22 protein-coding genes are annotated in these 20001 nt (G+C 51.1%); 21 read left to right on the top strand and 1 reads right to left on the bottom strand.

Features of this window, described 5'->3' with window-relative positions; all coding sequences use genetic code 11:
• Positions 1-87 precede the first annotated feature (87 nt).
• The 18 genes from ACTHRY_RS07390 (at position 88) to ACTHRY_RS07305 (ending at position 16535) form a co-directional block, all read left to right on the top strand.
• A complete protein-coding gene (locus tag ACTHRY_RS07390; protein ID WP_003747867.1) occupies positions 88-444 on the top strand; it encodes an NADH-quinone oxidoreductase subunit A in 357 nt (118 codons plus the stop codon).
• Positions 435-917 carry a NuoB/complex I 20 kDa subunit family protein gene (locus ACTHRY_RS07385; RefSeq protein WP_002215610.1) on the top strand — a complete coding sequence of 161 codons (483 nt, stop codon included), beginning with the start codon at positions 435-437 and terminating at the stop codon, positions 915-917. Before ACTHRY_RS07390 ends, ACTHRY_RS07385 begins: the two co-directional genes overlap by 10 nt.
• A gap of 12 nt (positions 918-929) precedes the next feature.
• Positions 930-1523 (top strand): NADH-quinone oxidoreductase subunit C, encoded by a 594-nt coding sequence (locus tag ACTHRY_RS07380; RefSeq protein ID WP_049323669.1) that lies wholly within the window; start codon positions 930-932, stop codon positions 1521-1523.
• A complete protein-coding gene (gene nuoD, locus ACTHRY_RS07375; RefSeq protein WP_049323668.1) occupies positions 1513-2769 on the top strand; it encodes an NADH dehydrogenase (quinone) subunit D in 1257 nt (418 codons plus the stop codon). Before ACTHRY_RS07380 ends, nuoD begins: the two co-directional genes overlap by 11 nt.
• A complete protein-coding gene (gene nuoE / locus ACTHRY_RS07370; RefSeq protein WP_049323667.1) occupies positions 2769-3242 on the top strand; it encodes an NADH-quinone oxidoreductase subunit NuoE in 474 nt (157 codons plus the stop codon). Before nuoD ends, nuoE begins: the two co-directional genes overlap by 1 nt.
• 57 nt (positions 3243-3299) lie before the next feature.
• A complete protein-coding gene (gene nuoF, locus ACTHRY_RS07365; protein WP_049323666.1) occupies positions 3300-4595 on the top strand; it encodes an NADH-quinone oxidoreductase subunit NuoF in 1296 nt (431 codons plus the stop codon).
• Between the two features lie 121 nt (positions 4596-4716).
• Positions 4717-5136, top strand: a complete 420-nt coding sequence (locus ACTHRY_RS07360; protein ID WP_049323665.1) for an ACT domain-containing protein — start codon at positions 4717-4719, stop codon at positions 5134-5136.
• A gap of 65 nt (positions 5137-5201) precedes the next feature.
• Positions 5202-7463, top strand: a complete 2262-nt coding sequence (gene nuoG, locus ACTHRY_RS07355) for an NADH-quinone oxidoreductase subunit NuoG (RefSeq protein WP_049323664.1) — start codon at positions 5202-5204, stop codon at positions 7461-7463.
• Between the two features lie 2 nt (positions 7464-7465).
• Positions 7466-8542, top strand: a complete 1077-nt coding sequence (gene nuoH, locus ACTHRY_RS07350; RefSeq protein ID WP_002216340.1) for an NADH-quinone oxidoreductase subunit NuoH — start codon at positions 7466-7468, stop codon at positions 8540-8542.
• An 81-nt stretch (positions 8543-8623) separates the two neighbouring features.
• A complete protein-coding gene (gene nuoI, locus ACTHRY_RS07345; protein ID WP_049323663.1) occupies positions 8624-9103 on the top strand; it encodes an NADH-quinone oxidoreductase subunit NuoI in 480 nt (159 codons plus the stop codon).
• 11 nt (positions 9104-9114) lie between these two features.
• Complete coding sequence (locus ACTHRY_RS07340) at positions 9115-9786, top strand: NADH-quinone oxidoreductase subunit J (RefSeq protein ID WP_049323662.1); 672 nt, start codon at positions 9115-9117, stop codon at positions 9784-9786.
• Positions 9783-10088, top strand: a complete 306-nt coding sequence (gene nuoK / locus ACTHRY_RS07335; protein WP_003747881.1) for an NADH-quinone oxidoreductase subunit NuoK — start codon at positions 9783-9785, stop codon at positions 10086-10088. Before ACTHRY_RS07340 ends, nuoK begins: the two co-directional genes overlap by 4 nt.
• 2 nt (positions 10089-10090) lie before the next feature.
• Positions 10091-12115 (top strand): NADH-quinone oxidoreductase subunit L, encoded by a 2025-nt coding sequence (gene nuoL, locus ACTHRY_RS07330; protein ID WP_049323661.1) that lies wholly within the window; start codon positions 10091-10093, stop codon positions 12113-12115.
• Positions 12116-12185: 70 nt separating this feature from the next.
• Positions 12186-12491 (top strand): chorismate mutase, encoded by a 306-nt coding sequence (locus ACTHRY_RS07325; RefSeq protein WP_003747884.1) that lies wholly within the window; start codon positions 12186-12188, stop codon positions 12489-12491.
• Positions 12492-12567: 76 nt separating this feature from the next.
• A complete protein-coding gene (locus tag ACTHRY_RS07320; protein WP_049323660.1) occupies positions 12568-12888 on the top strand; it encodes a cupin in 321 nt (106 codons plus the stop codon).
• 178 nt (positions 12889-13066) lie between these two features.
• The gene (locus ACTHRY_RS07315; RefSeq protein ID WP_049323659.1) at positions 13067-14563 is read left to right on the top strand and encodes an NADH-quinone oxidoreductase subunit M; all 1497 of its coding nucleotides are present in this window, start codon (positions 13067-13069) and stop codon (positions 14561-14563) included.
• Between the two features lie 9 nt (positions 14564-14572).
• Positions 14573-16015, top strand: coding sequence for an NADH-quinone oxidoreductase subunit NuoN (nuoN, locus tag ACTHRY_RS07310; RefSeq protein ID WP_049323658.1), 1443 nt, complete (start codon positions 14573-14575; stop codon positions 16013-16015).
• 220 nt (positions 16016-16235) lie between these two features.
• Positions 16236-16535 carry a DUF2818 family protein gene (locus tag ACTHRY_RS07305; protein WP_049323657.1) on the top strand — a complete coding sequence of 100 codons (300 nt, stop codon included), beginning with the start codon at positions 16236-16238 and terminating at the stop codon, positions 16533-16535.
• Positions 16536-16691: 156 nt separating this feature from the next.
• Here ACTHRY_RS07305 and ACTHRY_RS07300 read toward each other — a convergent pair whose 3' ends face one another.
• Positions 16692-17297, bottom strand: a complete 606-nt coding sequence (locus tag ACTHRY_RS07300) for a hypothetical protein (protein WP_234398657.1) — start codon at positions 17295-17297, stop codon at positions 16692-16694.
• A 535-nt stretch (positions 17298-17832) separates the two neighbouring features.
• On the opposite strand from ACTHRY_RS07300, the gene frr reads away from it, so the two are divergent.
• The 3 genes from frr to ACTHRY_RS07285 are packed head-to-tail and all read left to right on the top strand — an operon-like array spanning position 17833 to position 19994.
• Positions 17833-18390 carry a ribosome recycling factor gene (gene frr / locus ACTHRY_RS07295; protein ID WP_003747893.1) on the top strand — a complete coding sequence of 186 codons (558 nt, stop codon included), beginning with the start codon at positions 17833-17835 and terminating at the stop codon, positions 18388-18390.
• Between the two features lie 57 nt (positions 18391-18447).
• A complete protein-coding gene (locus tag ACTHRY_RS07290; RefSeq protein WP_049323655.1) occupies positions 18448-19194 on the top strand; it encodes an isoprenyl transferase in 747 nt (248 codons plus the stop codon).
• 5 nt (positions 19195-19199) lie between these two features.
• Complete coding sequence (locus tag ACTHRY_RS07285; protein ID WP_049323653.1) at positions 19200-19994, top strand: phosphatidate cytidylyltransferase; 795 nt, start codon at positions 19200-19202, stop codon at positions 19992-19994.
• Positions 19995-20001 lie beyond the last annotated feature (7 nt).

Here is a 20001-nt window from a genome sequence, read left to right as displayed (position 1 = left end):
CTGATATTTACCTTTAAATGGCTTTTGAAATTCGATAAAATGGTAATCTATTTTTAAGATTTGTCTGTCAACCAGTTAGGTACGACCATGTTGGCTAGTTATTTTCCCGTCCTCGTATTCATCCTCGTCGGCCTTGCGGCCGGTGTGCTGTTTATCCTGCTCGGCACTATTTTGGGTCCGAAACACCACTACGCCGAAAAAGATGCGCCTTACGAATGCGGTTTCGAAGCCTTTGAAAACGCAAGGATGAAGTTCGACGTACGTTATTACCTCGTCGCCATCCTCTTTATCCTATTCGATTTGGAGGTTGCGTTTATGCTGCCGTGGGCAGTGGTATTTAAAGAATTGGGTACATACGGCTTCTGGTCTATGCTGGTGTTTATCGTCGTTTTGACGGTAGGCTTTGTTTACGAATGGAAAAAAGGTGCGCTGGAATGGGAATAGAAGGCGTTTTGAAAAAAGGTTTCATCACCACCAGCGCGGATACGGTGCTGAACTATATGCGTACCGGTTCGCTTTGGCCGGTTACTTTCGGTTTGGCCTGTTGCGCCGTGGAAATGATGCACGCAGGTATGGCGCGTTATGACCTGGACCGTTTCGGTATCATTTTCCGTCCGTCCCCCCGTCAGGCCGACCTGATGATTGTGGCGGGTACGCTCACCAACAAAATGGCGCCCGCACTGCGCCGCGTGTACGACCAGCTCGCCGAGCCGCGCTGGGTATTGTCTATGGGCTCGTGTGCCAACGGCGGCGGCTATTATCACTATTCTTATTCCGTTGTGCGCGGTGCCGACCGTGTCGTGCCGGTAGACGTTTATGTGCCGGGTTGTCCGCCGACTGCGGAAGCCCTGATTTACGGCCTGATTCAGCTCCAGCAAAAAATCAAGCGCACTTCCACCATCGCGCGTGACGAGTAAGGAGAGGACGATATGGCAAGCATTCAAAACTTATACGAGACCGTCGTCGGCGTGCTCGGCGAGCAGGCAAGCAAAGTCATTTCAGCTTTGGGCGAGATTACCGTCGAGTGTCTGCCCGAACACTATATTTCAGTCATGACCGCATTGCGCGACCATGAAGATTTGCATTTCGAGCTTCTGGTTGACTTGTGCGGCGTCGATTACAGCACTTACAAAAACGAAGCATGGCAGGGCAAACGCTTTGCTGTCGTCAGCCAGTTGCTTTCCGTTAAAAATAATCAACGCATCCGCGTACGCGTCTGGGTTTCAGACGACGACTTCCCCGTGGTCGAATCCGTAGTCAATATTTACAACAGCGCGGATTGGTATGAGCGCGAAGCCTTCGATATGTACGGCATCATGTTCAACAACCATCCCGACCTGCGCCGCATCCTGACTGATTACGGCTTTGTCGGACATCCGTTCCGCAAAGACTTCCCGATTTCCGGCTATGTCGAAATGCGTTACGACGAAGAGCAAAAACGCGTGATTTATCAACCTGTTACCATTGAGCCGCGCGAGATCACGCCGCGTATCGTCCGTGAGGAGAATTACGGTGGCCAATAAATTAAGAAACTACACCATCAACTTCGGTCCGCAACACCCTGCGGCGCACGGCGTATTGCGTATGATTTTGGAGTTGGACGGCGAACAAATCGTCCGTGCTGACCCGCATATCGGCCTCTTGCACCGAGGCACCGAAAAACTGGCGGAAACCAAAACCTACCTGCAAGCCCTGCCTTATATGGACCGATTGGACTACGTTTCCATGATGGTCAACGAGCAGGCGTATTGCTTGGCGGTAGAAAAACTTGCCGGAATTGATGTGCCTATCCGCGCCCAATACATCCGCGTCATGTTTGCCGAAGTAACGCGCATCCTCAATCACTTGATGGGCATCGGTTCGCACGCATTCGACATCGGCGCGATGACCGCCATCCTTTACGCCTTCCGCGATCGCGAAGAGCTGATGGACTTGTACGAAGCCGTGTCCGGCGCGCGTATGCACGCAGCCTACTTCCGTCCCGGCGGCGTTTACCGCGACCTGCCCGATTTCATGCCTAAATACGAGAGCAGCAAATTCCGCAACGCCAAAGTATTGAAGCAGCTCAACGAATCCCGCGAAGGCACCATGCTCGACTTTATCGACGCCTTCTGCGAACGTTTCCCGAAAAACATCGACACACTCGAAACCCTCCTGACCGACAACCGTATTTGGAAACAGCGTACCGTCGGCATCGGCGTTGTCACTCCTGAGCGCGCCATGCAAAAAGGCTTTACCGGCGTGATGTTGCGCGGTTCCGGCGTGGAATGGGACGTGCGTAAGACACAGCCTTACGAAGTGTACGACAAAATGGATTTCGACATCCCCGTCGGTGTCAACGGCGACTGCTACGACCGCTACCTCTGTCGCATGGAAGAAATGCGTCAATCCGTTCGCATCATCAAACAATGCGTTGACTGGCTTCGCGTGAATCCCGGCCCGGTCATCACCACAAACCACAAATTCGCCCCGCCTAAACGTACCGAAATGAAAACAGGTATGGAAGACCTGATTCACCATTTCAAACTCTTCACCGAGGGTATGCACGTTCCTGAGGGCGAGACTTACACCGCTGTCGAACATCCAAAAGGTGAGTTCGGCGTTTACATCATTTCAGACGGCGCAAACAAACCCTACCGCCTGAAAATCCGCGCACCCGGCTTCGCCCACCTGCAAGGCATGGACGAAATGGCAAAAGGTCACATGCTGGCCGACGTCGTTGCCATCATCGGTACGCAGGACATCGTATTCGGGGAGGTTGACCGATAATGTTATCCGCAGAATCCTTAAAACAAATTGATATTGAGTTGGCAAAATATCCTGCCGACCAACGCCGCTCCGCCATTATGGGCGCATTGCGTATTGCCCAAACCGAAAAAGGCTGGCTTGCTCCCGAGACCATCGCTTTTGTCGCAGACTATATCGGCATCTCGCCTGCGCAAGCCTACGAAGTCGCTACTTTCTACAATATGTACGACCTTGAGCCTATCGGCAAATACAAACTGACCGTTTGTACCAACCTGCCCTGCGCCCTGCGCGGCGGTATGGATACCGGCGAATACCTGAAGAAAAAACTCGGTATCGGCTACGGCGAAACCACGCCCGACGGCAAATTTACCCTTGTCGAAGGCGAATGCATGGGCGCATGTGGCGACGCACCGGTCATGCTGGTCAACAACCACAGCATGTGCAGCTTTATGACCGAAGAAGCGATTGACAAGAAACTTGCCGAACTGAAATAAAAGGCCGTCTGAAAACAACGGCTGCAACCGATACGAAAACGAACAGGCACACCAAAAATGGCTATTTACCAATCAGGCGTGATTTTTGACCAAGTGGATACCGCCAATCCCGATTGCTGGACATTGGACGAATACGTCAAACGTGGCGGTTATACCGCCCTGCGTAAAATCCTGTCCGAAAACATCTCGCAAAGCGATGTGATTGACGAAGTCAAAGCCTCCGGCTTGCGCGGTCGTGGCGGTGCGGGCTTCCCGACCGGTTTGAAATGGAGCTTTATGCCCCGTTCCTTCCCGGGCGAAAAATATGTGGTTTGCAACACCGACGAAGGCGAGCCGGGTACATTTAAAGACCGTGACATCATCATGTTCAATCCTCATGCCCTGATTGAAGGCATGATTATTGCCGGTTATGCGATGGGTGCGAAAGCCGGCTACAACTACATCCACGGCGAAATTTTCGAAGGCTACCAACGCTTTGAAGCCGCTTTGGAGCAGGCGCGTGCCGCAGGTTTTTTGGGTAAAAATATTTTGGGTTCGGATTTTGAATTTGAACTCTTTGCCCACCACGGCTACGGCGCATATATTTGCGGCGAAGAAACCGCATTGCTCGAATCGTTGGAAGGCAAAAAAGGCCAGCCGCGCTTTAAACCGCCATTCCCTGCTTCGTTCGGCCTGTACGGCAAACCGACCACCATTAATAATACCGAAACGTTCTCCTCCGTCCCCTTCATTATCCGTGACGGCGGACAGGCATTTGCCGATAAAGGTATTCCGAATGCAGGCGGTACCAAATTGTTCTGTATTTCCGGCCATGTCGAGCGTCCGGGCAACTATGAAGTGCCATTGGGTACGCCGTTTGCCGAAGTCCTGAAAATGGCGGGCGGTATGCGCGGCGGTAAAAAACTCAAAGCCGTTATTCCCGGCGGTTCGTCCGCGCCCGTATTGCCTGCCGATATCATGATGCAGACCAATATGGACTATGACTCCATTTCCAAGGCAGGCTCGATGCTCGGTTCCGGCGCGATTATCGTGATGGACGAAGACGTGTGCATGGTGAAAGCGCTTGAGCGTCTGAGCTACTTCTACTACGACGAGTCTTGCGGTCAATGTACGCCTTGCCGAGAAGGTACGGGCTGGCTCTACCGCATCGTCCACCGCATCGTAGAAGGCAAAGGCCGCATGGAAGACTTGGATTTGCTGGATTCCGTCGGCAACCAAATGGCAGGCCGCACCATCTGCGCCCTCGCCGATGCCGCCGTCTTCCCCGTCCGCAGCTTTACCAAGCATTTCCGTGATGAGTTTGTGCATTACATCGAACACGGCGGACCGATGAAACCGAATAAGTGGTGCTGATACGGCAAACTGATGGTGTTGGGTTTGCAACCCAACCTACATAGGCTGCAAAGCGCAAAGGCCGTCTGAAAGCCTGAATTTTTCAGACGGCCTCAATCCCCAAAAGAAAAAAGACTAAACCATGACCCGCCCCATCCGTGACCTCGACATCCTCATCAGCACCATGCAGCCAGAGCTGCACGATGGTGTGTATTGTTTCGCTACCTTGAACGCCGATAGTGCCGCCCGAATCGGCGCCGCCGATATTCTCGCTTCCATCGTCGAAGCCGAAGGTCTGTCGGTGGTGGTAGGCGAAGACGTTGCGTTGAAACACGGCCTGCCTGCCGATTTCCGCGCCGCGTGGATTACCCTGACCGTACATTCCGACCTCGCTGCCGTCGGCTTGACTGCCGCCTTCGCCACCGCATTGGGTCAGGCGGGCATCAGTTGCAATGTCGTAGCGGGCAACTGCCACGACCATATTTTCGTACCACACGATAAAGCGGAGCAAGCGATGAACGTATTGCGCGGTTTGCAGCAAAAAGCGGCTGAGGCCGTCTGAAACCCATTTTTCAGACGACCTCCAAAAAAGATTATTTATTAAATACCCGTAACTAGGAACGAACCATGTTACAAATTGAAATCGACGGCAAACAGGTATCTGTGGAGCAGGGCGCGACGGTGATTGAAGCCGCGCACAAGCTCGGTACTTATATCCCGCATTTCTGTTACCACAAAAAACTTTCTATCGCCGCCAACTGCCGTATGTGTCTGGTGGACGTGGAAAAAGCCCCCAAACCTCTGCCCGCCTGTGCCACACCGGTTACAGACGGCATGATCGTGCGTACGCATTCGGCAAAAGCCCGAGAGGCGCAAGAAGGCGTGATGGAGTTCCTGCTCATCAACCATCCGCTTGATTGTCCGACCTGCGACCAAGGCGGCGAATGTCAGTTGCAGGATTTGGCGATGGGCTACGGCAAAACCACCAGCCGTTATACCGAAGAAAAACGTTCTGTCGTCGGCAAGGACATGGGTCCTTTGGTTTCCGCCGAGGAAATGAGCCGTTGTATCCACTGTACCCGTTGCGTTCGTTTCACTGAAGAAATCGCCGGCGTGCAAGAAATCGCCATGGCCAACCGCGGCGAACATTCCGAAATCATGCCTTTTATCGGCAAAGCAGTGGAAACCGAATTGTCGGGCAACGTCATCGATTTGTGTCCTGTCGGAGCATTGACCAGCAAACCGTTCCGTTTTAACGCGCGTACTTGGGAATTGAACCGCCGCAAATCCGTTTCCGCCCATGATGCTTTGGGTAGCAACCTGATTGTACAAACCAAAGATCATACTGTCCGCCGCGTGTTGCCGTTGGAAAACGAAGCCATCAACGAATGCTGGCTGTCCGACCGCGACCGTTTCGCCTACGAAGGCCTGTATCACGAAAGCCGTCTGAAAAACCCGAAAATCAAACAGGGCGGCGAGTGGATGGACGTGGATTGGAAAACCGCGTTGGGATATGTCCGCAGCGCGATTGAATGTATCGCCAAAGACGGCAATCAAAACCAAGTCGGTGTTTGGGCCAATCCGATGAATACGGTTGAAGAGCTGTATCTGGCTAAGAAACTTGCCGACGGCTTGGGTGTTAAAAACTTTGCAACCCGTTTGCGCCAACAAGACAAACGTCTTTCAGACGGCCTTAAAGGTGCGCAATGGTTGGGACAAAGCATTGAATCTTTGGCTGACAACAATGCCGTATTGGTAGTCGGTGCGAACTTGCGCAAAGAACAGCCGCTCCTGACCGCCCGCTTGCGCCGTGCTGCCAAAGACCGTATGGCCTTGAGCGTATTGGCCAGCAGTAAAGAAGAGTTGTTTATGCCGCTTCTGTCCCAAGAAGCCGCACATCCCGATGAGTGGGCAGGCCGTCTGAAAAACCTGTCTGCCAATGCGGAACATGCCGTTACCGCCAGCCTGAAAAACGCTGAAAAAGCAGCGGTGATTTTGGGCGCGGAAGTGCAAAACCATCCTGATTACGCCGCTATTTATGCCGCCGCGCAAGAGCTGGCAGACGCGACCGGTGCAGTGCTGGGCATTTTGCCGCAAGCCGCCAACAGCGTTGGTGCGGATGTCTTGAATGTAAACTCCGGCGAGAGCGTTGTCGAAATGGCAAACGCGCCGAAACAGGCAATCTTGCTGCTCAATGTCGAGCCTGAAATCGATACGGTTGACGGCGCAAAAGCCGTAGCCGCGTTGAAACAGGCGAAAAGCGTGATGGCGTTTACACCGTTTGTCAGCGAAACGCTGCTGGACGTGTGCGACGTGTTGTTGCCGATTGCACCGTTTACCGAAACCTCAGGCAGCTTCATCAATATGGAAGGCCGTCTGCAATCCTTCCACGGCGTGGTACAAGGCTTCGGCGATTCGCGTCCGTTGTGGAAAGTGTTGCGCGTATTGGGCAACCTGTTTGACCTGAAAGGTTTTGAATACCACGATACCGCTTCGATTCTGAAAGATGCGCTGGATGCGGAAAGCCTGCCGTCCAAACTGGACAACCGCAGCACATGGGCAGGGGAGGGCGTTCAGACGGCCTCAGACCGCCTCGTTCGTGTCGGCGGCGTCGGTATTTATCACACTGATTCTATCGTGCGCCGTTCCGCACCGTTGCAAGAAACCAGTCATGCCGCCGTGCCTGCCGCGCGTGTAAATCCAAACACATTGGCACGCTTGGGCCTGCAAGACGGACAAACCGCTGTCGCCAAACAAAACGGCGCAAGCGTATCGGTTGCTGTCAAAGCCGATGCCGGTTTGCCTGAAAACGTGGTGCATCTGCCGCTGCATACCGAAAATGCCGCGCTGGGTGCGTTGATGGACACTATTGAACTGGCGGGAGCTTGATCATGCAAGAATGGTTCCAAAACCTCTTTGCCGCAACGCTCGGTCTGGGCGATTTGGGCATCACCGTAGGCTTGGTGGTATCCGTCATCGTCAAAATCGTGATTATCCTGATTCCGCTGATTCTGACCGTTGCCTACCTGACGTATTTCGAACGTAAAGTCATCGGCTTTATGCAGCTTCGCGTCGGCCCGAACGTAACCGGCCCGTGGGGTCTGATTCAGCCGTTTGCCGACGTGTTCAAACTCTTGTTTAAAGAGGTAACTCGTCCGAAGCTGTCAAATAAAGCCCTGTTCTACATCGGCCCGATTATGTCGCTCGCCCCGTCTTTTGCGGCGTGGGCAGTGATTCCGTTCAATGAAGAATGGGTGCTGACCAATATCAATATCGGCCTTTTGTACATCCTGATGATTACCTCGCTGTCGGTTTACGGCGTGATTATCGCGGGCTGGGCTTCCAACTCCAAATATTCGTTCTTGGGTGCAATGCGTGCTTCCGCGCAAAGCATTTCCTACGAGATTGCCATGAGTGCCGCGCTGGTGTGCGTTGTGATGGTATCGGGCAGCATGAACTTCTCCGACATCGTTGCCGCGCAAGCCAAAGGTATTGCCGGCGGTTCGGTATTCTCTTGGAACTGGCTGCCGCTCTTCCCCATCTTCATCGTCTATCTGATTTCCGCCGTTGCCGAAACCAACCGCGCGCCGTTTGACGTGGCAGAGGGTGAGTCTGAAATCGTTGCCGGCCACCACGTTGAATACTCCGGCTTCGCATTCGCGCTGTTCTTCCTTGCTGAATACATTTTCATGATCCTGATTGCCGCGCTGACATCGCTGATGTTCCTCGGCGGCTGGTTGTCTCCGTTCCCGCAAAGCTGGGGCTTTATCGGTACGCCTTCCGCATTCTGGATGTTCGTGAAAATGGCGGCAGTGTTGTACTGGTACCTGTGGATCCGTGCAACTTTCCCACGCTACCGTTACGACCAAATCATGCGTTTGGGCTGGAAAGTGCTGATTCCCATCGGCTTCGCCTACATCGTGATTTTGGGCGTGTGGATGATTTCACCGCTGAATTTGTGGAAATAAGTTTCAGACGGCATCTTGAGACCGTCTGAACAAAGCGATTTTGAATACCTAACGAAATCCCTGATTTGAGGGAACATAAATATGGCTAACTTAGTAAAAACCTTTCTGCTTGGCGAATTGGTAAAAGGCTTGGGCGTAACGTTCAAAAACTTTTTTGCCCGCAAAGACACAATTTATTTCCCCGAAGAGAAAACGCCGCAATCCGTGCGTTTCCGCGGCCTGCACGCGCAACGCCGTTATCCGAACGGCGAAGAGCGCTGTATTGCGTGTAAATTGTGTGAGGCAGTTTGTCCGGCAATGGCGATTAACATCGAATCGGAAGAACGCGAAGACGGCACCCGCCGCACCAAGCGTTACGACATCGACCTGACCAAGTGCATCTTCTGCGGTTTCTGCGAAGAGGCCTGCCCGACCGATGCGATTGTGGAAACCCATATTTTTGAATACCACGGCGAGAAAAAAGGCGACTTGCACATGACCAAGCCGATTCTTTTGGCCATTGGCGACAAATACGAACCCGAAATCGCCAAACGCAAAGCCGCTGACGCGCCGTATCGTTAAGGAGCAGACGAATGACTTTTTCCGCGATTCTGTTCTATATCCTTGCCGCCATCGTTTTGTACGGTGCGGTTCGTACCGTTACCGCTAAAAACCCTGTGCACGCCGCTTTGCATTTGGTGCTGACCTTCTGCGTGAGCGCGATGATTTGGATGCTGATGCAGGCCGAATTCTTGGGCGTAACGCTGGTGGTGGTTTACGTCGGCGCCGTGATGGTGTTGTTCCTGTTCGTCGTGATGATGTTGAACATCGACATCGAAGCCATGCGCGCCGGTTTCTGGCGTCATGCGCCTGTTGCCGGTGTGGTCGGCACATTGTTGGCGGTTGCCCTGATCCTGATTTTGGTCAACCCGAAAACCGACCTGGCCGCATTTGGTCTGATGAAAGACATTCCGGCCGATTACAACAATATCCGCGATTTGGGCAGCCGTATTTATACCGATTATCTGCTGCCGTTTGAGTTGGCGGCGGTATTGCTGCTGTTGGGTATGGTGGCGGCGATTGCGCTGGTTCACCGCAAAACTTTCAATCCGAAACGTATGGATCCTGCCGACCAAGTCAAAGTACGCGCTGATCAAGGCCGTATGCGCTTGGTAAAAATGGAAGCTGTGAAACCGCAAAAAGAATTTGTTGAAGAGAGCGAAGTTTCAGACGGCCTCAAGCCGGAAGGGGAGGGCAAAGCATGATTACCTTGACGCATTATCTGGTATTGGGTGCGCTCCTGTTCGGTATCAGCGCAATGGGTATCTTTATGAACCGCAAAAACGTGCTGGTATTGCTGATGTCCATCGAGCTGATGCTCTTAGCGGTGAACTTCAACTTTATCGCCTTCTCCCAATATTTGGGCGATACTGCCGGACAGATTTTCGTATTCTTCGTACTGACCGTTGCCGCTGCTGAATCCGCCATCGGTTTAGCGATTATGGTGCTGGTGTACCGTAACAGAAAAACAATCAACGTTGCCGATTTGGATGAGTTGAAAGGGTAATCATGAACGACATGACTTTATATTTGGTAATTGCCCTTGTGCCTTTGGCAGGCTCGCTGATTGCGGGTTTGTTCGGCAATAAAATCGGACGTGCCGGTGCGCATACCGTAACAATACTCGGTGTGGCGGTGTCTGCCGTGCTGTCGGCTTATGTGCTGTGGGGATTCCTCAATGGCAGCCGTACCAAGTTTGACGAGAACGTTTATACCTGGCTGACAATGGGCGGTTTGGATTTCTCCGTCGGCTTCTTGGTCGATACGATGACGGCGATGATGATGGTCGTGGTTACCGGTGTGTCGTTGATGGTACATATCTACACCATCGGCTATATGCACGATGAAAAAGTCGGCTACCAACGCTTCTTCAGCTATATTTCTTTGTTTACTTTCAGCATGTTGATGCTGATTATGAGCAATAACTTCATCCAGCTCTTCTTCGGCTGGGAGGCTGTGGGTTTGGTGTCGTACCTTTTGATTGGTTTCTATTTCAAACGTCCGAGCGCAATATTTGCCAACCTGAAAGCCTTTTTGATCAACCGTGTCGGCGACTTCGGCTTTTTGCTCGGTATCGGCTTGGTGCTTGCCTATTTCGGCGGCAGCCTGCGCTATCAAGATGTATTCGCTTATCTGCCTAATGTTCAGACGGCCACTATCCAACTGTTCCCCGGTGTGGAATGGTCTTTGATTACCGTAACCTGTTTGCTATTGTTTGTGGGTGCGATGGGTAAATCGGCGCAATTCCCGCTGCACGTTTGGCTGCCTGATTCGATGGAAGGCCCGACCCCGATTTCTGCATTGATTCACGCCGCAACCATGGTTACCGCCGGTCTGTTCATGGTATCGCGTATGTCGCCGATTTATGAGATGAGCAGCACTGCGCTGTCAGTCATCATGGTAATCGGTGCGATTACTGCCCTGTTTATGGGTTTCTTGGGCGTGATTCAAAACGACATCAAACGTGTGGTTGCGTATTCCACCTTGTCGCAACTGGGCTATATGACCGTGGCTCTGGGTGCGTCTGCCTATTCCGTGGCGATGTTCCATGTGATGACCCACGCTTTCTTTAAAGCCTTGTTGTTCTTGGCCGCAGGTAGCGCGATTATCGGTATGCACCATGACCAAGATATGCGCCACATGGGCAATCTGAAAAAATACATGCCGATTACTTGGCTGACCATGCTGATCGGTAACTTGTCGCTGATCGGTACGCCGTTCTTCTCCGGCTTCTATTCCAAAGATTCGATTATCGAAGCAGCGAAATACAGCACCCTGCCGGGCAGCGGCTTTGCTTATTTTGCCGTCCTCGCCAGTGTGTTTGTTACCGCGTTTTACGCATTCCGCCAATACTTTATGGTATTCCACGGCGAAGAAAAATGGCGCAGCCTGCCTGAACATCATGAAGATCATCATGGCGAAGAGCATCACGGTTTGGGTAAAAACGACAATCCGCACGAAAGCCCGCTGGTTGTTACTCTGCCTTTGATTTTGCTGGCCATTCCGTCCGTCATCATCGGCTATGTTGCCATCGAGCCTATGCTTTACGGCGATTTCTTCAAAGACGTGATTTTCGTCAATACCGACGCGCATCCAACCATGCACATCATGAAGGAAGAGTTCCACGGCGCATTGGCAATGGTGTCACACAGCCTGCATTCGCCTGTACTCTACCTTGCTATCGCAGGCGTGTTGAGCGCATGGCTCTTGTACGTCAAACTGCCGCACCTGCCTGCGAAAATTGCACAGGCGTTCCGTCCGGTTTACGTTTTGTTTGAAAACAAATACTACCTCGACGCCCTGTATTTCAATGTTTTCGCCAAAGGCACGCGTGCATTGGGTACTTTCTTCTGGAAAGTCGGTGATACCGCCATTATCGACAATGGTATCGTCAACGGCTCCGCCAAACTGGTCGGCGCGATTGCCGCGCAGGTACGCAAAGTCCAAACCGGCTTCATCTATACCTATGCCGCCGCTATGGTATTCGGCGTATTGGTACTGCTCGGCATGACCTTCTGGGGATTGTTCCGATAAAAGAGGGATTTCAGACGGCCTGTCTATAGTTTGTGTATAGGGCCGTCTGAAAAAGAAAATTTGAGCAACAATGATTGAAGATAAATTACCGCAAACCCTGGACGAAGTCCGCGAAGCCATCGACGGTTTGGATAAGGGATTAATCGAATTACTCGCCCGTCGGCAGAAATTGGTACGGCAGGCTGGTCGTCTGAAACCTAAAAACGATGTGCAGGCGGTTTCCGCGCCCGAACGGGTGGCTCAAGTGATTGCCTCTCGCCGCGCTTATGCCGAAAAGGCCGGTTTGTCGCCCGAAGTAGCAGAAGCAGTTTGGCGCAGCATGATTGATGCGTTCATTAAACTTGAGATGGACACCAACCGTACCGACGGGGCGTAGTCAAAATCTTCGGATAACGGTTTTGACAAGAAAAATAGGGAAGAGGCCGTCTGAAATATAGAGGCGAGAAAAAGACATGTCGGACACACAAACCATCCGCTCCGCCGAATTTACCGCTTTCCGCGCATGGGGTGCACTCGACATCGCCAATATGAACGGCACCACCGTGCGCCTGCACTGGACGAACCAGCCCTACACATGGCACATCAACGACGGCGAGGAAGTGTTTGCCGTGATGGATGGCGAAGTTGAGATGCACTACCGAGAAAACGGCGAAGAACACATCGTTCGTTTGAAAAGCGGGGATATCTTTTACGCAGGAATCGGCACGGAACACGTCGCCCATCCGTGCGGCGAGGCGCGGATTCTGGTGATTGAGAAAGAGGACAGTGTTTGAGGCCGTCTGAAAAGAAGGTTTGAGACAGCAACAGAATAAGAGAATGACGGCAGATATACATTTTTCTTGATTTTGCCGTACACAAAATACACAATCTTTTTCAGACGGCCTCCTGAAATGTCGTCTGGAAACCAACCCATACAACTATATTTTTTATTTTAACCACAGGTTAACCACTATGTTTTCCAACTACCTACTCAGCTTGGCAATATGGATACCCATCGCCGCAGGTGTGCTGGTTTTGGCGACCGGTAAGGACAGCCGTGCGCCGCTGGCGCGTGTGCTTGCCTTCATGGGTGCGCTTGCCGGTTTCTTGGTAACGCTGCCCCTGTTTACCGGTTTCGACCGTTTGAGCGGCGGCTATCAGTTTACCGAGTTCCACGAGTGGATTCCGCTGCTGAAAATCAACTACGCATTGGGCGTGGACGGTATTTCAGTGCTCTTTATCATCTTGAATGCGTTTATTACGCTGTTGGTGGTATTGGCCGGTTGGGAAGTCATTCAGAAACGTCCGGCGCAGTATATGGCCGCTTTCCTGATTATGTCGGGTTTGATTAACGGCGCGTTTGCCGCGCAGGATGCGATTCTGTTTTATGTGTTCTTCGAGGGTATGCTGATTCCGCTGTACCTGATTATCGGTGTATGGGGCGGCCCGCGTCGCGTCTATGCGTCGGTCAAGCTGTTCCTCTATACGCTGATGGGTTCGCTTTTGATGCTGGTTGCCATGGTTTACCTGTACTATCAAACAGGCAGCTTCTCTATTGTCGATTTCCAAAACATCAAACAGATTCCGTTGGGCGTGCAACAGCTTTTGTTTGTAGCATTCTTCCTGTCATTCGCCGTAAAAGTGCCGATGTTCCCTGTGCACACTTGGTTGCCGGATGCCCACGTTGAAGCGCCAACTGGCGGTTCGATGGTGTTGGCGGCCATTACGCTGAAGCTGGGTGCGTATGGTTTCTTGCGCTTTATCCTGCCGATTATGCCGGATGCGGCACGCTATTTTGCCCCCGTGATCATCGTATTGAGCCTGATTGCCGTGATTTACATCGGTATGGTGGCTTTGGTGCAAACCGATATGAAAAAACTGGTGGCATACTCTTCCATCAGCCACATGGGTTTTGTCACTTTGGGCATGTTCCTGTTTGTAAACGGCCAACTGAATGACTGGGCATTGAAAGGCGCAATCGTTCAAATGATTTCCCACGGTTTTGTGTCTGCCGCGATGTTTATGTGTATCGGCGTGATGTACGACCGCCTGCATACCCGCAATATTGCCGACTATGGCGGCGTGGTCAATGTGATGCCTAAGTTTGCGGCGTTTATGATGTTGTTCGGTATGGCCAATGCCGGTCTGCCTGCAACTTCCGGCTTCGTGGGCGAGTTTATGGTGATTATGGGCGCGGTTAAAGTGAATTTTTGGGTAGGCGCGTTGGCTGCCATGACCTTGATTTACGGTGCGTCTTATACCCTGTGGATGTACAAACGCGTTATTTTTGGTGCGATCCACAATCCGCACGTTGCCGAAATGAAAGACATCAATTGCCGCGAATTTGCGATTTTGGCGATTTTGGCGGTTGCTGTTTTGGGCATGGGTCTGTATCCGCAAGCGTTTATCGAAGTGGTGCATCAAGCGGCAAACGATTTGATTGCCCATGTGGCACAAAGCAAGATTTGAGGTGTGTAAATGAACTGGTCTGATTTGAATTTAATGCCCGCCATGCCCGAAATCGTGCTGCTTGCGCTATTGGGTGTCGTATTGCTGGCAGACTTGTGGATTTGCGATAAAAACCGCTATCTGACCCATCTGATGAGTTTGGGAACAGTCATCATCGTGGCCGTTACCCAATTGGCGGTATGGGAACAGGGCAGTGTCGATGCCTTTCACGGTATGTATATTGCAGACGGCATGTCCCGTTTGGCAAAACTGGTGCTGTATGCGCTGACTTTCGGTCTGTTTATTTACAGTAAACCGTACAACCAAGACCGCCAAATTTTTAAAGGCGAGTTTTACACCCTGTCGCTGTTTGCCCTGTTGGGCATGAGCGTCATGGTCAGCGCGGCACATTTCCTGACTGCGTATATCGGTTTGGAATTGTTGTCTTTGTCGCTGTACGCCATGATTGCCCTGCGCCGCGATTCCGGCCGCTCTGCCGAGGCTGCGCTAAAATATTTCGTATTGGGCGCGTTGGCTTCCGGCTTGCTGCTCTATGGTATTTCCATGGTTTACGGCGCCACCGGTTCCCTCGATTTTGCTTCCGTCTTGGCTTCTGCTTTCAATGAGCAGGCCAATGAATGGTTGTTGAAATTGGGTATGGTGTTTATTGTAGTTGCCATTGCATTTAAATTGGGTGCGGTTCCATTCCATATGTGGGTACCCGATGTGTACGATGGCGCGCCGACCTCTGTTACCGCCTTTGTGGGTACGGCTCCGAAAATTGCCGCTGTTGTCTTTGCATTCCGTATCCTTGTTACCGGTATGGGTACCATACATTCAGACTGGGCGCCGATGTTGGCCATTCTTGCCGTTGCTTCTTTGGTGGTCGGTAACCTTGCCGCCATCATGCAAACCAATATCAAACGTATGCTTGCCTACTCCACCGTATCGCACATGGGCTTTATCCTGTTGGCGTTTATGGCAGGCGCAGTCGGCTTTACCGCAGGCCTGTATTACGCCATTACCTATGCTTTGATGGCGGCTGTCAGCTTCGGCGTTTTGATGGTATTGTCCACCAAAGACATTGAATGTGAAAACATCAAAGACCTCGCAGGCCTTAACCAACGCCATGCATGGTTTGCCTTCTTGATGCTGCTGTCCATGTTCTCCATGGCGGGTATTCCGCCGCTGATGGGCTTCTACGCTAAATTCGGCGTGATTATGGCGCTCTTGAAACAAGGCCATGTTTGGTTGTCCGTATTTGCCGTCATCATGTCGCTGATTGGTGCGTTCTACTACCTGCGCGTGGTCAAAGTCATCTACTTCGATGCGCCTGACCATGACCAGCCGGTCGGCAGCAACTATGCCGCCAAATTTGTCCTGACGGTCAATGCCTTCCTGCTGCTCCTGTGGGGTATCATGCCGCAAACCGTTATCGACTGGTGTGCCAAAGCATTGGAAAATACCCTGTAAGCTTTAAACAAAACCGACGGCGGCCGTTCCAAAGCCGCCGTTTTTGTTAGGATTCGCATCCGGGTGAAATATACCCAAAGTTCAGACGGCCTCAAGCCTTCGGACAAATATTAGGCGGATGTCATCAAGAGATTGAATATTCCACGGATAATGATGGGCAAGAATGCCCGTTCAACATGTTAAAATCACACACAGGCCGTCTGAAAACAGAAAGACCACCATGACCGCATCCATGTACATTCTTTTGCTGTTGGCACTTATCTTTGCCAACACCCCCTTTATTACCACCAAATTTTTCGGCATCATCGCCCTGAAACGCAAACACATCGGCCATCACTTGATCGAATTGCTGGCGGGCTTCCTTCTTACCGCGATCCTCGCCTATATCCTCGAATCACGCGCCGGTGCCGTGCATGCCCAAGATTGGGAGTTTTACGCGACCGTTGTCTGCCTCTACCTGATTTTTGCCTTCCCATGCTTTGTATGGCGTTACTTTTGGAATGAGCGAAATAGAGAGTAGGAATCGGATTTGAATAGGGAAAAGGCCGTCTGAAAGATTTTCAGACGGCCTTTTTATATCAAGTAAGGATTGTTTTAGGGATGAGCTTTGGAACATTGACCTGGAGTTGCCATATTCAGTTTCATAATGGCAGCTTTGGCAACATCTTCAGAAATTTCAGTTGCTGCCGGCATTGGTATTGGCCGCTTCAGGTAACAAGAAACCTTTGTTTTGCAAGTCGCCTAAGCAATTAACAACAATATCTTTAGTTACAGAGATAAATGCCTGATCCAGATTGCTATGGGGAGTCAGCTCTTTTGGTGTGGAGGTTAAACCAATAGTAGTCACAATAGCGTGATTAAATTCGGAACGGTTTAATTCTTTTTTGCCATCTGAGTAGCTACAGTAGAATTGATAGTAATCCTGAACTGTACTGCCTGCTAATCCGAAAGTCAGACCTGTTTTTATACCGTTACCTACTGCACCACCAATATCGGCGATATTGTTGGCATGGATTTTCAGGCTGTTTTGGGCTTGCGGGTCTACTGTTACAATCTTTGTTCCGTTTAGTGCAATTTTGGCAGCTTTTGTTAGAGCCGGATTTACTTTAGGGAAAGGCTTACCATTACGCTCGAACTCTCCCTCTAAACGTATAGGATAAGGTTGGTTTGGTACTTTCAAATCACTTTGTTTATATTTTTGATATTCGGTTGAGGTATAAGGATGTGGTACAACACAGGCAGAAAGCGCTAATGTTGAGCATAGAATGAGTAGTTTGTTCATAGATATTCTCCAGTTAATTTGCATTTATCTGTTCGTTTTCAGGTGAATTAAATAACGGATTCGAATAAAACCAATTATAACGTAATACAGTTTTTATACAAATTTTGCAAATCAATGTGAAAATTTGCATAGGAAAACAGGTTATTATATTGGATCTACCTTGTGAACTTCATTACTTTAGAGAGAAGGTTTCCGATAGTGATGGTAGATAGATATTGAGGGAGAGTTAACTTTAATTACCAAGAGTACAAGCTGTTAGCTTTTGAGTTATTAAGATTAGATGCCGATTGAAAATGATAGGGAGATTTCAGCTTGGGTCAGTCGGCAAATAAATCAAGCCAAAAGGCTGAGTTGATGTAGTTGCTTGAAACAATAAAGGCCGTCTGAAAGATTTTCAGACGGCCTTTATTTTGTTTGATGTTAAATATCGGTTAGAAAACAAGGCTGTTGGGGCGTAAAGCCTTGTCGTGAGGGCGGTTTAACGGTACTATTCTCGGTTAATCCTGTTTTATTCCTATGAAATTGAAAGTATAAGATGATTAATGATATTCAAAAGACAGCTGAAGGCAAAATGCAGCGTTCTCTGGAAGTATTGAAAGAAAACTTGGCTAAGGTGCGTACCGGCCGTGCGCATACCGGCCTGCTTGACCAAGTGGAAGTGGAATACTGGGGCAGCATGGTGCCTGTGAGTCAAGTAGCGAACGTAACGCTTTTGGATGCGCGTACGATTGGTGTGAAACCTTTCGAGAGCAATATGGCTTCAAAAGTCGAGAAAGCGATCCGTGACTCCAACTTGGGCCTGAACCCTGCTTCTGTCGGCGATTTGATCCGTGTCCCTATGCCTATGCTGACTGAGGAACGCCGTAAAGATTTGATCAAAGTGGTACGCGGCGAGGCGGAAGAGGGCCGTGTGTCTATCCGCAATGTGCGCCGTGATGCAAACGACCACATCAAAAAATTGTTGAAAGACAAAGAAATTTCTGAAGATGAAGCCCGCCGTGGCGAGGAAGCGGTTCAGAAATTGACCGACAAATACATTGCTGAGGCGGACAAGCTCTTGGCGGCCAAAGAAGAAGATTTGATGGCGATTTAATCCTGTGTGCAAACCGTTCAGACGGCCTTTGGACGGTTTGCTCCCTGAAAGGCAGACATGAAAAGCAGTACGCAGACGATTTTGGAACACTCTGCCATCCCCCGACATATTGCCGTGATTATGGACGGCAACGGACGTTGGGCAAAGAAGCGTTTTCTTCCCCGTGTGATGGGGCATAAGCGCGGCTTGGATGCGCTGGAGAACATGGTGAAGCATTGTGCTGAGCTGGGTGTGCGGTATTTGACCGTGTTTGCTTTTTCGACTGAAAACTGGCGACGCCCCGAGGAAGAGGTTTCTTTTCTGATGGGGCTGTTTTTGCAGGCTTTGCAAAAGCAGGTGCGCCGTTTGCACGATAACAATATGCGCTTGAAAGTCATCGGCAGCCGTGAGCGGTTTAATGCTGAAATCCTGAAGGGGATTGAGGCGGCCGAGGCGTTGACGGCAAACAATACCGGTTTGACTTTGAGCATTGCCGCCGATTATGGCGGCCGCTGGGATATTTTGCAGGCGGCAAATCAGTTGATTGCCGAGGGTGCAACAGAGATTACGGAAGAGGCGTTGTCGCGCTATTTGATGTTGGGCGATGCACCCGAGCCGGATTTGTTTATCCGCACCGGCGGCGAGACGCGCATCAGTAATTTCCTGCTGTGGCAGATGGCGTATGCGGAATTGTATTTTACGGATACGCTGTGGCCTGATTTTAATGAGAAATCGCTGAACGAGGCGATTGCTTCGTTCCAAAAACGGGAGCGCCGCTTCGGGCGGACTTCCGAACAGCTGCCGGTTGAGCAGCAACGGGGTTGAGAATTATGTTGAAACAACGGATTTTAACGGCGCTGTGGCTCTTGCCACTGATGCTGGTCATGCTGTTTTATGCACCTATGTGGCTGTGGGCGGCGTTTTGCGGCCTGATTGCTATGTTGGTTTTGTGGGAATATGCCCGCATGAGCGGCTTGGACAAGCTGAAAATCAATCATTATTTGGCGTCAACGCTGGTGTTCGGTGTGATTGCCTATGCCGGCGGTTGGCAGCTGCCCAATTTGGTTTGGTGTGTCGTATTGGCGTTTTGGCTGATTGTCATGCCTTGGTGGCTGAAAGCGAAATGGAAGCTAAACGGCGGCTGGCAGGCTTACACGGTCGGTTGGTTGTTGGTGATGCCGTTTTGGTTCGCACTGGTTTACCTGCGCCCTCAGCCTGAAGACGCGCTGTCTTTATTGGCGATTATGGGCTTGGTATGGGTGGCCGATATTGGCGCGTATTTCTGCGGCAAGTCGTTTGGCAAGCGCAAAATTGCGCCGACCATCAGCCCGGGTAAAAGCTGGGAAGGTGCGATCGGCGGTGCATTATGCGTTGCCGTGTACATGACCATCGTATGGAAAGCCGGTTGGCTGGCTTTTGAAGCCGGTTGGCTAAAAACTATTTTGATCGGCTTGATTCTGACCGTTGTCAGCGTGTGCGGCGATTTGTTGGAAAGCTGGCTCAAACGTGCGGCCGGTATCAAAGACAGCAGCAATCTGCTGCCGGGACACGGCGGCGTGTTCGACCGTGTGGACAGCCTGATTGCCGTTATCAGCATTTATGCCGCCTTTGTATATTTGTTTTAAACCGCCT

Origin of the sequence: Neisseria sp. P0004.S004, from assembly GCF_051963335.1 — a bacterium.
Classification (GTDB): Bacteria; Pseudomonadota; Gammaproteobacteria; order Burkholderiales; family Neisseriaceae; genus Neisseria.
The sequence above is the reverse complement of the archived record's forward strand: the minus strand, read 5'-3'. Positions and strand labels throughout refer to the sequence as shown.

What these genes read in the sequence shown, in the direction of transcription:
- ACTHRY_RS07390 (WP_003747867.1), top strand. Translation starts at nt 88, where the DNA reads ATGTTGGCTAGTTATTTTCCCGTCCTCGTATTCATCCTCGTCGGCCTT.
- ACTHRY_RS07385 (WP_002215610.1), top strand. Translation starts at nt 435, where the DNA reads ATGGGAATAGAAGGCGTTTTGAAAAAAGGTTTCATCACCACCAGCGCG.
- ACTHRY_RS07380 (WP_049323669.1), top strand. Translation starts at nt 930, where the DNA reads ATGGCAAGCATTCAAAACTTATACGAGACCGTCGTCGGCGTGCTCGGC.
- nuoE (WP_049323667.1), top strand. Translation starts at nt 2,769, where the DNA reads ATGTTATCCGCAGAATCCTTAAAACAAATTGATATTGAGTTGGCAAAA.
- nuoF (WP_049323666.1), top strand. Translation starts at nt 3,300, where the DNA reads ATGGCTATTTACCAATCAGGCGTGATTTTTGACCAAGTGGATACCGCC.
- ACTHRY_RS07360 (WP_049323665.1), top strand. Translation starts at nt 4,717, where the DNA reads ATGACCCGCCCCATCCGTGACCTCGACATCCTCATCAGCACCATGCAG.
- nuoG (WP_049323664.1), top strand. Translation starts at nt 5,202, where the DNA reads ATGTTACAAATTGAAATCGACGGCAAACAGGTATCTGTGGAGCAGGGC.
- nuoH (WP_002216340.1), top strand. Translation starts at nt 7,466, where the DNA reads ATGCAAGAATGGTTCCAAAACCTCTTTGCCGCAACGCTCGGTCTGGGC.
- nuoI (WP_049323663.1), top strand. Translation starts at nt 8,624, where the DNA reads ATGGCTAACTTAGTAAAAACCTTTCTGCTTGGCGAATTGGTAAAAGGC.
- ACTHRY_RS07340 (WP_049323662.1), top strand. Translation starts at nt 9,115, where the DNA reads ATGACTTTTTCCGCGATTCTGTTCTATATCCTTGCCGCCATCGTTTTG.
- nuoK (WP_003747881.1), top strand. Translation starts at nt 9,783, where the DNA reads ATGATTACCTTGACGCATTATCTGGTATTGGGTGCGCTCCTGTTCGGT.
- nuoL (WP_049323661.1), top strand. Translation starts at nt 10,091, where the DNA reads ATGAACGACATGACTTTATATTTGGTAATTGCCCTTGTGCCTTTGGCA.
- ACTHRY_RS07325 (WP_003747884.1), top strand. Translation starts at nt 12,186, where the DNA reads ATGATTGAAGATAAATTACCGCAAACCCTGGACGAAGTCCGCGAAGCC.
- ACTHRY_RS07320 (WP_049323660.1), top strand. Translation starts at nt 12,568, where the DNA reads ATGTCGGACACACAAACCATCCGCTCCGCCGAATTTACCGCTTTCCGC.
- ACTHRY_RS07315 (WP_049323659.1), top strand. Translation starts at nt 13,067, where the DNA reads ATGTTTTCCAACTACCTACTCAGCTTGGCAATATGGATACCCATCGCC.
- nuoN (WP_049323658.1), top strand. Translation starts at nt 14,573, where the DNA reads ATGAACTGGTCTGATTTGAATTTAATGCCCGCCATGCCCGAAATCGTG.
- ACTHRY_RS07305 (WP_049323657.1), top strand. Translation starts at nt 16,236, where the DNA reads ATGACCGCATCCATGTACATTCTTTTGCTGTTGGCACTTATCTTTGCC.
- ACTHRY_RS07300 (WP_234398657.1), bottom strand. Translation starts at nt 17,297, where the DNA reads ATGAACAAACTACTCATTCTATGCTCAACATTAGCGCTTTCTGCCTGT.
- frr (WP_003747893.1), top strand. Translation starts at nt 17,833, where the DNA reads ATGATTAATGATATTCAAAAGACAGCTGAAGGCAAAATGCAGCGTTCT.
- ACTHRY_RS07290 (WP_049323655.1), top strand. Translation starts at nt 18,448, where the DNA reads ATGAAAAGCAGTACGCAGACGATTTTGGAACACTCTGCCATCCCCCGA.
- ACTHRY_RS07285 (WP_049323653.1), top strand. Translation starts at nt 19,200, where the DNA reads ATGTTGAAACAACGGATTTTAACGGCGCTGTGGCTCTTGCCACTGATG.